Below are 12,429 nucleotides of genomic sequence, written 5' to 3' on the forward strand. Positions count from 1 at the left end.
CCGAAGGCACAAACTCCATCCTACGATAATGAACTAAAGTTCACCAGGCGAACACAGGTCGCCCTGCCGGTCGCCCACCAGCTCGCCGCCGGCTCAGGCACCGGTGTGGCGGCCCTCCGCATCGGCGTCGGGCAGGGCCTCGCCCTCGTCCTCGAAAGGTGACAGGCAGACCATGACCACCACTCCTCCGGCGCCCCCCGCGCAAGAGGTCATCAGCGCCGAGATCGCCCAGGCGCACCAGGCGTACGCCAAGGCCGTCGAGGGCGGCGCGCCGCGCCTCACCCACCCCGAGCGCGCGTACCCGCCCTACCGCAGCACCGTGCTGCGCCATCCCACGCGGCCGCTGATCGCCCTGCGCGACCCCGACGCGGTCGAGCTGAGCGGGCCGGTCTTCGGCGTCACCGACGTCACCGAGCTGGACGCGGACCTCACCCGGCGGCACACCGGGGAGCCCCTGGGCGAGCGCATCCGGGTCACCGGGCGGGTGCTCGACCGCGACGGGCGTCCCGTACGCGGCCAGCTGGTCGAGATCTGGCAGGCCAACGCCTCCGGCCGGTACGCCCACCAGCGCGACCAGCACCCGGCCCCGCTCGACCCGAACTTCACCGGCGTCGGCCGCTGCCTGACCGACGACCAGGGCGCGTACGCGTTCACCACGATCAAGCCGGGCGCCTACCCCTGGCGCAATCACGACAACGCCTGGCGGCCCGCGCACATCCACTTCTCGCTCTTCGGCACGGCCTTCACCCAGCGGCTGGTCACGCAGATGTACTTCCCCGGCGACCCGCTGTTCGCGTTCGACCCCATCATGCAGTCGGTGACCGACGACGCCGCCCGCGGCCGGCTCGTGGCGGCCTACGACCACGACCTGTCGACCCCCGAGTGGTCACTCGGCTACCGCTGGGACATCGTCCTCTCCGGCCCGGCCGCCACCTGGACCGAGGAGACCCGATGACTCCCCCGCACCTGAGCCGGCACGACCCGGAGACTCCCCCGCACCCGAGCCGGCACGACCCGGAGACTCCCCCGCACCCGAGCCGGGACGACACGCGGCCGCCCACCCCGTCGCAGACCGTGGGCCCCTTCTACGGGTACGCCCTGCCCTTCGCCGGAGGCGGCGACATCGCCCCCGCCTGGCACCCCGGCGCCCTCACCGTCCACGGCCGGGTCTACGACGGGGCCGGGCAGCCCATCCCGGACGCCATGCTGGAGTTCTGGCAGCCCTCCCCCGGCGGGTCGCGGGCCGGCGCCCCCGGCTCACTGCGCCGCGACCAGTTCAACGGCGCGATCATCGGCCGCACCGGGCTGGACTTCACGGGCTTCGGCCGTGTCGCCACCGACGCCGACGGCCACTACGCGGTGCGCACCCTGCCGCCGGGCGGCGCGCCGTACGTCTCGGTGTGCGTGTTCGCCCGCGGCCTGCTGCACCACCTGTACACCCGGGTCTACCTGCCCGAGCTCACCGACCCCGCCACCGAGCCGCTCCTTTCGTCCCTGCCGCCCGAGCGCCGGGCCACCCTTCTCGCCACCCAAGAGCGCGACGGGGTCCACCGTTTCGACATCCGCCTCCAGCACGACGGCCGCCATGAGGAAACGGTCTTCCTGGCCTTCGACTGAACACCTCGCGATCATTTGTCGCCCAGAATGAGACCATGAACGCTCCCGCGACCGGTGTGCGCCTGCCGTGGCACGCCGTGCCCCAAGAGATCCGCCAGGCCGTCGAAACCCATTTGGGCGCGCCGGTGGCCGAGGCCGTGACCCAGACCGGCGGATTCTCACCGGGCGCCGCCGTCCGGCTGACGCTGGCGAACGGGAAGCGGGCGTTCGCCAAGGCCGTCGGGCCCGAGCCGAACCCCGAGTCCGCCGGCATCTACCGGGCAGAGGCCCGGATCGCCGCCGCGCTCCCCGCGGAGGTGCCCGCGCCGGAGCTGCTGGCCTCGTTCGACTCCGGCGGCTGGGTGGCGCTGCTCTTCGAGGACGTGGACGGCCGTCCGCCCGCCGATCCGTGGCGATCCGACGAGCTCGAACGGGTCCTTTCCGCGCTCGACCGGCTGGCCGTCGCGCTCACCCCCTCCCCGGTCGACGCCCCGTCCGCGGAGGAGCGGCTCGGCGAGCAGTTCCAGGGCTGGCGACGGCTGGCCGCGGCGCGTGACGCGGGAGAGGACGACCTGGCCGGTCTCGCCCCATGGGCCGCGCGCCACCTGGACGCGCTGGCGGACCTGGAGGAGGGCTGGCCCGCGGCGGCCAAGGGCGAGAGCCTGGTCCACGGCGACATCCGGGGCGACAATCTCCTGCTCACCGCCGACGAGGTGATGGTCGTCGACTGGCCGTGGGCGTTCGTCGGCGCTCCGTGGTACGACCTGCTGCAGATGCTGCCGAGCGTGCGGATGCAGGGCGGCCCGCCGCCCGAGACCGTCTTCGCCGCCCACCCGGCCGGCCGGGACGCCGACCCTGCGGCGGTGACCACGGTGCTGGCCGCGCTCGCCGGGTTCTTCGTCCGCCAGTCGCGCCAGCCCGCCCCGCCGGGCCTGCCCACCCTGCGCGCCTTCCAGGCCGCCCAGGGCGAAGCGGCCCTCGCGTGGCTGCGCGAACGCACGGCCTGGCCCGCCTGACGCGCGCCGGGCCGGTCAGCCCTGAGCGGGGCGGACCGGGCGGGGCGTCCGGAGAACGAGCCCCGCCCGGCCGCGGATCAGAGCTCGCCGCGCTCGATGGCCGCCTTGAGCCCCACCTGCGTCTGCTGGTGGGAGGCGGTGCCGTTGGTGACGACGAAATCGATCAGCGAAGTGTCCGCGTCGAAGGTGAGGCGCTCGGTGACCTCGGTCTTCCCGCCGGTCAGCTTCCTGAAGACGATCTTCTGGTGGGTGACGACGTTGGGCAACGACCAGGTGTCCGTCTCGTAGTAGAGATCATCCTGGTGGATCCGCTGCTGCGCGTGGGTCTCGCTGGTGACGATCGCGCCCTCGTACGGGATGTCCTCGATGGCCGTGAAGTTGATGTAACGCGTGTCGTGCCGGCACGTGTCCTTGTGGGTGACGACGCGCTTCAGGAACGCGGCCCTGCCGATGTGATTGTTGATGTTCGAGTACTTCTCGAACACTTGCCGCACGGGAGCGTTGATCACGACCGAGATCTGGGTCGTGTCCCTGCTCCGCCCCGACCCCGGTACGGGAGGCGCGGTGTCGTAGAACCTGTAGGTGTCCCACGCGGTCTGCCAATGGAGCGCGAGTTCGGCATCGCTCACAGGGGCATCCGCGCGGACGGGGCCTGTGAAGCCGGTGAGAACGAAGCCCGCGGCGAGCAACGGGACGACAAGGGCCCGAAGGAGTTTCTTCACGTACACCTCAAAAGAGACAGTAGGTAGAACGATCTTCTACCTCAAACCTCCTATTGAGAACACCCCCCCGCCCAAAGAGCCGAGGAAACCGCACAGAACGCCGCATCCAACCTGACCGAGGCCGGGATCTGGTGGGACCGGCCTCGGGGGTTCACGGTCGCTCTGACCCGTTGTCACATCCGGCGTCGGGCCTGTCCAGAAAGCTGTTTCCACCCGTTGACGGGACTGTAGCACCTATGTAACCTTTGGCCAACGCTACGCAAGAATCTTGCAAAGCAATGTTCGTTTTCTCGCCGTTCCTCGCAACTTCAGGGATGCACTGCGTCCGTGCACCTGCCCCCCCCATCCGTGTGCGGTGAAGGCGCATGCCTTCAAGCCCCGATCCTGTCGAGCATGACGAGAGATAGAAGAACGCGAATGAGAATGCTGCGCCTACCGTTACGGCTGGTGGCGACCATGGTCGCCGCCGGCCTGCTCGCCGTGGGGCCGGTCGTCCCGGCCTCCGCCGCGGGCGGACCCAACCTGTCGCCGGGCAAGGCGACCCTAGCCAGCAGTTCCACGGCCGGATACGCGGTGTCGGCCGTGAACGACGGCGACCAGTCCACCTACTGGGAGAGCGCGAACAACAGCTTCCCGCAGTGGGCGCGGGTCGACCTCGGCACCGCCACCAGCGTCGACCAGGTCGTCCTGAAGGTGCCCGCGCCGTCCACCTGGCAGACCCGCACCCAGACACTCTCGATCCAGGGCAGCGCCGACGGCTCCGGCTTCACCACGGTCGTCGCCTCGGCGAACTACACGTTCAACCCGGCGACCGGCAACACGGTCACGATCAACTTCGGCGCCGCCACCTACCGGTACTGGCGCGTCAACATCACCGCCAACACCGGCTGGCCCGCCGCGCAGATCTCCGAGTTCGAGCTGTACGGCGCGAGCACCGGCGGCGACAACCAGGCCCCGACCGCGCCCGCGAACCTGGCCTACACCCAGCCGTCGGGCACCCAGATCCAGCTGACCTGGACCGCCTCGACCGACAACGTGGGCGTCACCGGCTACGACATCTACGCCAACAACCAGCTGCGGGCGAGCGTCGGCAAGGTCACCACCTACACCGACACCCAGCCGGCCACGGCGACCGTGAGTTACTACGTCAAGGCGAAGGACGCGGCGGGCAACCAGTCGCCCAGCAGCAACTCGGTGACCCGCAACGGCACCGGCGACCCCGGGACCAACCTGGCGATCGGCAAGCAGATGGTCGAGTCCGGCCACGTGCACACGTTCGTCGCCGCGAACGCGAACGACAACAACGTGGCCACCTACTGGGAGGCCAACTCCGGCGCGTTCCCGAACACGCTGACCGTCAAGCTCGGCGCCAACGCAAGCGTCAGCTCGGTCGTGCTGAAACTCAACCCCGACGCCTCGTGGGGCACCCGCACGCAGAACATCCAGGTGCTGGGCCGTGAGCAGAGCGCCACGACGTACCAGAACCTGGTGTCGGCGGCCAACTACACCTTCAACCCGGCCTCAGGCGGCAACTCGGTGAAGATCGACTTCGCCGCGACCGTCGCCGACGTCCAGCTGAAGTTCGCCGCCAACACCGGCGCACCCGGCGGGCAGGTCGCCGAGTTCCAGGTCATCGGCGTCCCGGCGCCGAACCCCGACCTCACGGTCACGAACCTCTCGTGGACCCCGACCTCCCCGATCGAGACCAACGCGATCACGGTGTCGGCCACGGTCAAGAACGCGGGCACCGCGGCATCCGTCGCGGACAGCGTCAACCTCTACGTCGGCGGCACGCTGGTCGGCACCGTCGCGATACCCGCCCTGCCCGTCAACGGCACCGCGACGGTGACCCAGAACATCGGCACCCGCCCCGCGGGCAGCTACCCGGTCAGCGCCACGGTGGACGCGGACAACACGGTCTTCGAGCTGAACGAGGACAACAACTCCCTCACCGCGGCGTCGCCGCTGGTGGTCGCGGAGGCACCGGGTCCCGACCTGCAGGTCCTCAGCATCAGCTCCAACCCGTCGAACCCGGCCGTCGGAGCGGCGGTCACGTTCAACGTGGCGGTGAAGAACCGCGGGAACACCGCGGTGGGCGTGACCACGGTCACCCGCCTGGTGGTGGGCGGCACCACGCTCAACACCAACACCGCGCCGATCGCCGCGGGCGCGACGGTCAACGTGGCCGTCACGGGAAGCTGGACCGCCACCAGCGGCGGCGCCACCATCACCGCCACGGCCGACGCCACCAACGTCGTCGCGGAGACGAACGAGAACAACAACACGTTCTCGCAGGCCATCGTGGTCGGGCGCGGGGCCGCGGTCCCGTGGGTCGAGTACGAGGCCGAAGCCGCCAGCTACCAGGGCACCCTGCTGGAGGCCGACCCGCTGCGCACCTTCGGGCACACCAACTTCGCGACCGAGTCCTCCGGCCGCAAGTCGGTGCGGCTGAACAGCACGGGGCAGTTCGTCGAGTTCACCTCGACCAACCCCTCCAACTCGATCGTGGTGCGCAACTCCATCCCCGACGCGCCGAACGGCGGGGGCATCGACGCCACCCTCAGCCTCTACATCAACGGCACCTTCGCCCAGAAGCTGACCCTCTCGTCGCGCCACAGCTGGCTGTACGGGAACACCGATGGGCCGGAAGCGCTGACCAACACCCCCCAGGCCGACGCCCGGCGGTTGTTCGACGAGTCGCACGCGCTGCTCGCGCAGTCCTACCCGGCCGGCACCAAGTTCAAGTTGCAGCGCGACGCGACGGACACGGCGTCGTTCTACATCGTCGACTTCATCGACCTGGAGCAGGTGGCGCCCCCGGCCAGCCAGCCGGCCGGTTGCACCTCGATCACGCAGTACGGTGCGGTGCCCAACGACGGGCTCGACGACACGGCCGCCATCCAGCGGGCGGTGACCGACAACCAGAACGGCGTCATCAGCTGCGTCTGGATCCCCGCGGGGCAGTGGCGGCAGGAGCAGAAGATCCTCACCGACGACCCGCTGAACCGGGGCCAGTACAACCAGGTGGGCATCAGCAACGTCACGATCCGCGGCGCGGGCATGTGGCACTCCCAGCTCTACACGCTGACCGAGCCGCAGGACGTGGTGGGCGGCATCAACCACCCGCACGAGGGCAACTTCGGCTTCGACATCGACAGCAACACCCAGATCTCCGACATCGCCATCTTCGGCTCGGGCCGTATTCGCGGCGGAGACGGCAACGACGAGGGCGGAGTGGGCCTGAACGGCCGGTTCGGCCTGAACACCAAGATCACCAATGTGTGGATCGAGCACGCCAACGTGGGTGTCTGGGTCGGCCGTGACTACGACAACATCCCGGCCCTGTGGGGCCCTGCCGATGGACTGCAGTTCAGCGGCATGCGGATCCGCGACACCTACGCCGACGGCATCAACTTCACCAACGGCACGCGGAACTCGCGGGTGTTCAACTCCTCGTTCCGCACCACCGGCGACGACGCCCTGGCCGTCTGGGCCAACCAGGCCGTGAAGGACCAGGTCGTCGACAACACGCACGACAACCACTTCGTCAACAACACCATCCAGTTGCCCTGGCGAGCGAACGGCATCGCGATCTACGGCGGCTACGACAACTCGATCGAGAACAACCTGATCTACGACACCATGAACTACCCGGGCATCATGCTGGCCACCGACCACAGTCCCCTGCCCTTCTCGGGGACCACGTTGATCGCCAACAACGCGATCTACCGGGGTGGCGGCGTCTTCTGGAACGAGAACCAGGAGTTCGGAGCCATCACGTTGTTCCCGTCGAGCAGGGACATCACCGGTGTCACCATCCGCGACACCGACATCTATGACTCGACCTACGACGGCATCCAGTTCAAGACGGGCGGCGGCAACATGCCGAACGTCGCCATCACCAATGTGCGGATCGACAAGTCCAACAACGGTGCAGGCATCCTGGCCATGAGCGGGGCTCGCGGCAACGCGACGCTGACGAACGTGACCATCACCAACTCGGCCACCGGCAACATCGTCAGGCAGCCGGGGACGAGCTTCGTGATCAACGGCGGGTAGCCCTTCGAGGTCGCCGGCCGCTCGTCGTGGCGGGGGTCATCTCCTCTGCCGGCCTTCGATAACGTCGTGTCCATGCGGCTTCATGTGGGATGCGCGATGTGGACTCACGCGCCATGGCAGGGGCGGTTCCTCCCCCATCCGCTCCCCCCAGGCGAGCGCCTGCGGTCCTACGCGACCTGGTGCAACGCGGTTGAGGGCAACACGACGTTCTACGCAACCCCGGCGAGGAGCACGGTGGAGTCGTGGTCGCGGCAGACCGCTCCCGACTTCCGCTTCGTGGTCAAGCTCCCGAAGCCGCTCACGCACGAGCGCCGCCTCATCGGCGCCGACGAGGAGCTCCGGTCGTTCCTCGCGGCGATCGAGCCACTCGGGCCGCGGGCCCATGCCCTCTGGATCCAGCTGCCGGGATCGTTCGCCCCGGCCGACCTCGGCACCCTGGCGGGCTTCCTCCGCGCTCTTCCCCGCTCGCACAGGTACGCCGTCGAGGTCCGCCACCGCGCGTTCTTCGACGACGAGCGATCCGCAAGGCTCCTCGAAGGGGTGCTCGCCGGCGCCGGGGCCGAGTGGGTCCCGTTCGACACCACGGCCCTGTTCGAGAGCCCTCCGACCACCGACGCCGAGCGGGACGCGTGGACGAAGAAGCCGCGCATGCCACGCCGGTCGCGCGCCCTCACCGACCGTCCGATCATCCGCTACCTCGGCAGGAACGCCACGGCGCCCGCCACCGAGGGCTGGCGGCAGTGGGTCGGCACGGTCACCGGCTGGCTGCGCGAAGGCCGCTCACCGACCATGTTCATCCACACCCCCGACAACGCCGACGCGCTGACGCTCACCCGCCGCTTCCACGACGACGTACGCGCCCGCCTGCCCGAGCTCGAGCCGCTCCCCGAGCCGATCCCCGTCGAGCCGCTGACCCTCTTCTGAACGGAGGTACGCCCCGGCGTGCCGTCACGGCCGCTCGGGCGCGGCGCCGCGTCGTGGCGCGCGGAGCAGGTGGCGCTCACTCACCGGCGAGCGGCTGCTGCTGACGATCGACGACGGGTCGAGTCGCCTCATTCGAGGTAGCCCTTGAGGTAGGTCCACGACGCGGTGATGTCCTCGCCCGTGCCATGCGGCCGGCGAAGCTCGTCCACAAAGCTGGCGATGTCGGCGAGGTCCCACCACAGCCGATAGAGGGCGAGGCCGGCGGGATGAACGGGCCGCCCGGTGGCACGGGTGTAGGCCGCCGGCACTCCGCCGGAATCGCCCGCGACCATCCACAGGTCCCGTTCCGGCGGGGCGACCTGCACGGTGTCCCAGTCCACCAGCCTCAGACCGGCCGCGCCCCGGATCAGGTTGCCGGGGTGCGGTTCACCGTGGGTGACGACCCAGTCCGCGGCCGTGCCTCGCACCTGCTCGACGAGCCGGTCGAAGTCGCCGAGCGACCGCTCGACGTAGTCGGCGCGGGCGGCCAGCAGCCGCCGGGCGGGTTCGGAGAACGGCCCGCCCGCCCATTCCCCGTCAAGATCGCGCAACGCGTCCTGGAGCCGGTCCCTGCCGGGCAGCGCCAGGTCGGCGCGGGGAGCCCTGGCCGCGACGGCCGGAGTGGCCTGGTGCAGCTCGGCGAGCAGTTCGACCACCTCGGCGAGGTCCTGCGGCCGGTGCGCGCCGAACTGCCCGGCCTCGCCGTCCACCATCGGAAACACCGAAACGGCGTAGCGCGAATCGAGCCGCCACACCGTCGACCCGGTACGGGCCGGGATCGGCGCGACCACGAATCCGAGCCCGGCGTCCCGTCGAAGGGCCAGCGCGGTGTCGTAAGCCCGTCCGAGCGCGCCGAAGGCGGCCTCCCGCGAACCGTCCTCGAAGCCGAGGTCGTCGACCGTCACGAACCGCTGCCGCCCGCCGCCGTCGGCCACGGCCCAGTGGTAGCTCCCGGCTCCCACCGGGAGGTACGTCGCCGAGCGGGCCTCGACCCCCCACCCGTCGGCCAGCGCCGAGACCAGCGCGGCCTCCTCCACACCCTCCGGCCTGTCCCTCATAGACCGTGATTATGCTCCCCGGACGGCCTGGTGAGCGATCTCACCCAGAGCAGAGCTGGGAGCTCAGGGTGTCGTGCGACCAGCGCTCCCACCGGTCGGGCGACCAGCCGCGGTCGCGGACGAACGCCAGGTAGAGCTCCGGGCTGAGCAGGCCGAACAGCAGGTCGGCGGCGTGCTCGGCCGTCACCCCGTGACGGATCCCGGGTTTGCCCACCAGCGACCGGGCGGCCGTCGCGTGGACGGTGAACCTCGGGTCGGTGTCCTGGTCCCAGAGCTCGGCGGTCCCCGGATCGGCCAGCGCGGCGGCGCGCAGCATCTCGGTGATCGGAGCCACGCGCTCCAGGATCCCTCGCGTGCCCTGGACGTGGAGCCGCAACTGCGCGCCGGCGGTCTCGGCGGCGAGGGCCTCGTGGAACCACGGCCGATCCATCGTCGCGATCGGCTCCTGGTCGCCGGCGATCGACACGTCGGCCAGCTCCTTGAGCAGCGCGCGCTTGTTGCCGAACGTGAAGTAGATCGTCTGCACGGCGACGCCGGCCCGGTCGGCGATCTGCTGAAGCGCCGTCGCGCCGTACCCCTGCTGGACGAACAGCTCGCACGCGGCATCCAGCATGCGCCGCCGCGTCTCCTTGGCCTTACGAGCCCGCTTGTCCTCGCCCTTGACCTGACTCATGGCTATAGCTTATATCTAGAGTTCGACTCTAGAGTTCAACTCTAGTCATCGACGCACAGGAGGAAAGCCATGCATGCCATCGCCAACACCCACCACGCCGAAGCGTGGAACGGCTGGGAAGGCGTCAACTGGGCGAACAACGCCGCCCGCTACAACGCGACGGTCACCGGCTTCGACGACGACTTCTTCCGCGTCGCCGCGATCGAGGAGGGCGACCGCGTCCTCGACATCGGCTGCGGTACGGGCCAGCCCACGCTGCTCGCCGCGCGCAAGGCGTCCCGAGGGCACGTCGTCGGCGTCGACATCTCGGCGCCGATGCTGGAGCGCGCCCGAGCCGACGCGGCGGAGCAGGGCATCGCCAACGTCAGGTTCGAGCAGGGGGACGCCCAGGTCCATCCGTTCCCCGACGGTGCCTTCGACGTCGCGATCAGCCGCGGCGGGGTGATGTTCTTCACCGACCAAGTCGCCGCGTTCGTCAACATCCGGCGTGCGCTGCGGCCGGGCGGGCGGCTCGCGTTCATGGGCCCGCAGGGCGGCACCCCCGACAGTGACTACGCCCGCGCCACCGTGGCGCTGAAGCCGCTGATGCGCGAACCGTCGCCCGCCGCGCGCGGGATGGGATCCCTGGTCGACGCGGCCCGCATCCGCGAGGTGCTCGACGAGGCCGGATTCACCGGCGTGAGCCTCACCCCGGTGAAGGCGCTGATGGACTACGGCCGCGACGCCGCCGACGCGGCGGACTTCATCCTCAGCCAGGGACCGGTCCGCTTCAACCTCCGAGACGTCGACCAGGCCGTCGTCGAGCGGACACGGGAGGAACTGCGGGCGGGGCTGGTGGCGTACGAGACCCCGGAGGGGGTCCGCATCCCCGGAGCGGTCTGGCTGGTGAGCGCCACCAGCCCCTGAGCCTTCGGCAGGTCCGGCAGCTCACGGACGACGAGCTGTGGCACTGCGACGGGATGTTCCGCACCCATCCGCGATGCCCTGCTGACCCGATCGCGACCCGGACGGCCACCGGCACATCGACTGGCCCTACGGCGGATGGCGCCCGCGCTGGTTCGCGGTCCTCGCCACTTCGTACGAGTGTGATCAGACCCGGCGGAGCCTCCGGATCGGCGGGATGAGCAGCAGCGCCGCGCACACCGCGGCGCTGACGCCCGTCGAGAGGAACAGCAGGTCGCGGGGTTCGACCAGGGAGGACACCGGGCCCACCAAGGCCTGGCCCACCGCCACGCCGGAGACCGAGCCGGCCACCTCGTACGCGGTGACGCGGTTGAGCACGTCCGGGGCCACCTGCGTCTGGACGCTGGTGGACCACATCACCGACCAGAACGCCCAGGAGGCGCCGCCGAGCAGGTGACCGGCCATCAGCGCGGGAAGCGGAAGCCCCAGGGCGACCGAGAGGGGGATGCAGGCGAAGCCGATCAGTGCCACGGCACCGGCGGCCAGGGGGCGAAGAGGACGGAAGCGGATCGCGACGAGCCCGCCGATCACGGTGCCGGTGCCGAGGCCCGCCATCGCCCAGCCGTAGGCGGCGTCGCCGAGGCGGTCGCCGATCAGCCGGGAGCCCAGCGGGATGTAGGGACCGAAGACCAGCATGCCGAAGAACACCCAGACCAGGATCACCGACCACATCCAGCTGCGGGAGCGGAACTCCACCCAGCCGCGCCGCAGGTCGAGGAGGACCGTCGAGGGCTGCCTGACCCCGGCGGCGGGGGCGAACCTGATCAGCGCCAGGCAGAGGCCGCTCAGCAGGAAGGTGCCCGCGTCGAAGGCGTAGACCACGCCCGCGCCGGTCAGCGCCATCAGCAGCCCCGCCAGTACCGGGCCGCCGAGCTGCGTGGCCGCGTCAGCGATCTTGAGGGTGCCGTTGGCGCGCTGGGGGTCCTTCGCCACGAGCGGGATCATGCCGTTCACGCCCGGCTGGAACATGGCGGCGGCCGTGCCGGACAGCGCGGAGGCGACCAGCAGCAGCCACAGCGGCGGGGCTCCGGCGAAGAAGGCGACGGCGAGCACGCCCTGGGTGAAGATCCGGACCAGGTCGGCGCCGACCATCATGGCGCGCGCGCCGATCCGGTCGGCGAAGACCCCGCCGAACAGAACGAACAGCACGAAGGGCGCCGTCCAGACGGCAAGAACGTACCCCACGCCCGAAACCCCGTAAATGGCCCCGACCGCCAGCGCCGCCGCGACCGGCATCATCGCGTCGCCCAGCAGCGACACCACCCGGGCGGCGAAGTAGAGCGAGAAATTCCTGGTCCAGAGCGGCTCCGGGACGCCCGGGGCCGCTTCGCGATCAAGGATCGCGGTCATCCGACGAACTCCATGACCACTCATTCTGA

At 70.3% G+C, this 12,429-nt stretch carries 10 protein-coding genes; 6 read left to right on the forward strand and 4 right to left on the reverse strand.

The window, feature by feature from the left end:
* The first annotated feature begins 172 nt into the window (after positions 1–172).
* The 3 genes from pcaH to ACOZ38_RS27335 are packed head-to-tail and all read left to right on the forward strand — an operon-like array spanning position 173 to position 2,612.
* Entirely contained in the window at positions 173–955 is a 783-nt protein-coding gene (pcaH, locus tag ACOZ38_RS27325; RefSeq protein ID WP_424534017.1) for a protocatechuate 3,4-dioxygenase subunit beta, read from the forward strand.
* Positions 952–1,617: a protocatechuate 3,4-dioxygenase subunit alpha gene (pcaG, locus tag ACOZ38_RS27330; RefSeq protein WP_424534018.1), complete on the forward strand. Its 666-nt coding sequence runs from the start codon at positions 952–954 to the stop codon at positions 1,615–1,617. The genes pcaH and pcaG overlap by 4 nt, the downstream gene beginning before the upstream one ends.
* A 35-nt stretch (positions 1,618–1,652) precedes the next feature.
* Positions 1,653–2,612, forward strand: coding sequence for a phosphotransferase family protein (locus ACOZ38_RS27335; protein ID WP_424534019.1), 960 nt, complete (start codon positions 1,653–1,655; stop codon positions 2,610–2,612).
* A 77-nt stretch (positions 2,613–2,689) separates the two neighbouring features.
* Here ACOZ38_RS27335 and ACOZ38_RS27340 read toward each other — a convergent pair whose 3' ends face one another.
* Positions 2,690–3,334 carry a hypothetical protein gene (locus ACOZ38_RS27340; RefSeq protein WP_424534020.1) on the reverse strand — a complete coding sequence of 215 codons (645 nt, stop codon included), beginning with the start codon at positions 3,332–3,334 and terminating at the stop codon, positions 2,690–2,692.
* 417 nt (positions 3,335–3,751) lie between these two features.
* Between ACOZ38_RS27340 and ACOZ38_RS27345 the strand changes: the two genes are divergently transcribed.
* The gene (locus tag ACOZ38_RS27345) at positions 3,752–7,393 is read left to right on the forward strand and encodes a CARDB domain-containing protein (protein WP_424534021.1); all 3,642 of its coding nucleotides are present in this window, start codon (positions 3,752–3,754) and stop codon (positions 7,391–7,393) included.
* Between the two features lie 72 nt (positions 7,394–7,465).
* The gene (locus ACOZ38_RS27350) at positions 7,466–8,317 is read left to right on the forward strand and encodes a DUF72 domain-containing protein (protein ID WP_424534022.1); all 852 of its coding nucleotides are present in this window, start codon (positions 7,466–7,468) and stop codon (positions 8,315–8,317) included.
* 128 nt (positions 8,318–8,445) lie between these two features.
* Here ACOZ38_RS27350 and ACOZ38_RS27355 read toward each other — a convergent pair whose 3' ends face one another.
* Positions 8,446–9,414, reverse strand: a complete 969-nt coding sequence (locus ACOZ38_RS27355) for a phosphotransferase enzyme family protein (protein ID WP_424534023.1) — start codon at positions 9,412–9,414, stop codon at positions 8,446–8,448.
* 40 nt (positions 9,415–9,454) lie between these two features.
* Positions 9,455–10,087, reverse strand: a complete 633-nt coding sequence (locus tag ACOZ38_RS27360; RefSeq protein WP_424534024.1) for a TetR/AcrR family transcriptional regulator — start codon at positions 10,085–10,087, stop codon at positions 9,455–9,457.
* Between the two features lie 69 nt (positions 10,088–10,156).
* Between ACOZ38_RS27360 and ACOZ38_RS27365 the strand changes: the two genes are divergently transcribed.
* Positions 10,157–10,993, forward strand: a complete 837-nt coding sequence (locus ACOZ38_RS27365) for a class I SAM-dependent methyltransferase (protein WP_424534025.1) — start codon at positions 10,157–10,159, stop codon at positions 10,991–10,993.
* 183 nt (positions 10,994–11,176) lie between these two features.
* On the opposite strand, the gene ACOZ38_RS27370 is transcribed toward ACOZ38_RS27365, so the two are convergent.
* Positions 11,177–12,400 (reverse strand): MFS transporter, encoded by a 1,224-nt coding sequence (locus ACOZ38_RS27370; protein WP_424534026.1) that lies wholly within the window; start codon positions 12,398–12,400, stop codon positions 11,177–11,179.
* Positions 12,401–12,429 lie beyond the last annotated feature (29 nt).

This window comes from Sphaerisporangium viridialbum, from assembly GCF_049674955.1.
In the GTDB taxonomy this organism is placed as follows: Bacteria; Actinomycetota; Actinomycetes; order Streptosporangiales; family Streptosporangiaceae; genus Sphaerisporangium; species Sphaerisporangium viridialbum.

Coding starts and splice junctions, on each gene's coding strand:
- pcaH (WP_424534017.1), top strand. CDS start 173: ATGACCACCACTCCTCCGGCGCCCCCCGCGCAAGAGGTCATCAGCGCC.
- pcaG (WP_424534018.1), top strand. CDS start 952: ATGACTCCCCCGCACCTGAGCCGGCACGACCCGGAGACTCCCCCGCAC.
- ACOZ38_RS27335 (WP_424534019.1), top strand. CDS start 1,653: ATGAACGCTCCCGCGACCGGTGTGCGCCTGCCGTGGCACGCCGTGCCC.
- ACOZ38_RS27345 (WP_424534021.1), top strand. CDS start 3,752: ATGAGAATGCTGCGCCTACCGTTACGGCTGGTGGCGACCATGGTCGCC.
- ACOZ38_RS27350 (WP_424534022.1), top strand. CDS start 7,466: ATGCGGCTTCATGTGGGATGCGCGATGTGGACTCACGCGCCATGGCAG.
- ACOZ38_RS27355 (WP_424534023.1), bottom strand. CDS start 9,414: ATGAGGGACAGGCCGGAGGGTGTGGAGGAGGCCGCGCTGGTCTCGGCG.
- ACOZ38_RS27360 (WP_424534024.1), bottom strand. CDS start 10,087: ATGAGTCAGGTCAAGGGCGAGGACAAGCGGGCTCGTAAGGCCAAGGAG.
- ACOZ38_RS27365 (WP_424534025.1), top strand. CDS start 10,157: ATGCATGCCATCGCCAACACCCACCACGCCGAAGCGTGGAACGGCTGG.
- ACOZ38_RS27370 (WP_424534026.1), bottom strand. CDS start 12,400: ATGACCGCGATCCTTGATCGCGAAGCGGCCCCGGGCGTCCCGGAGCCG.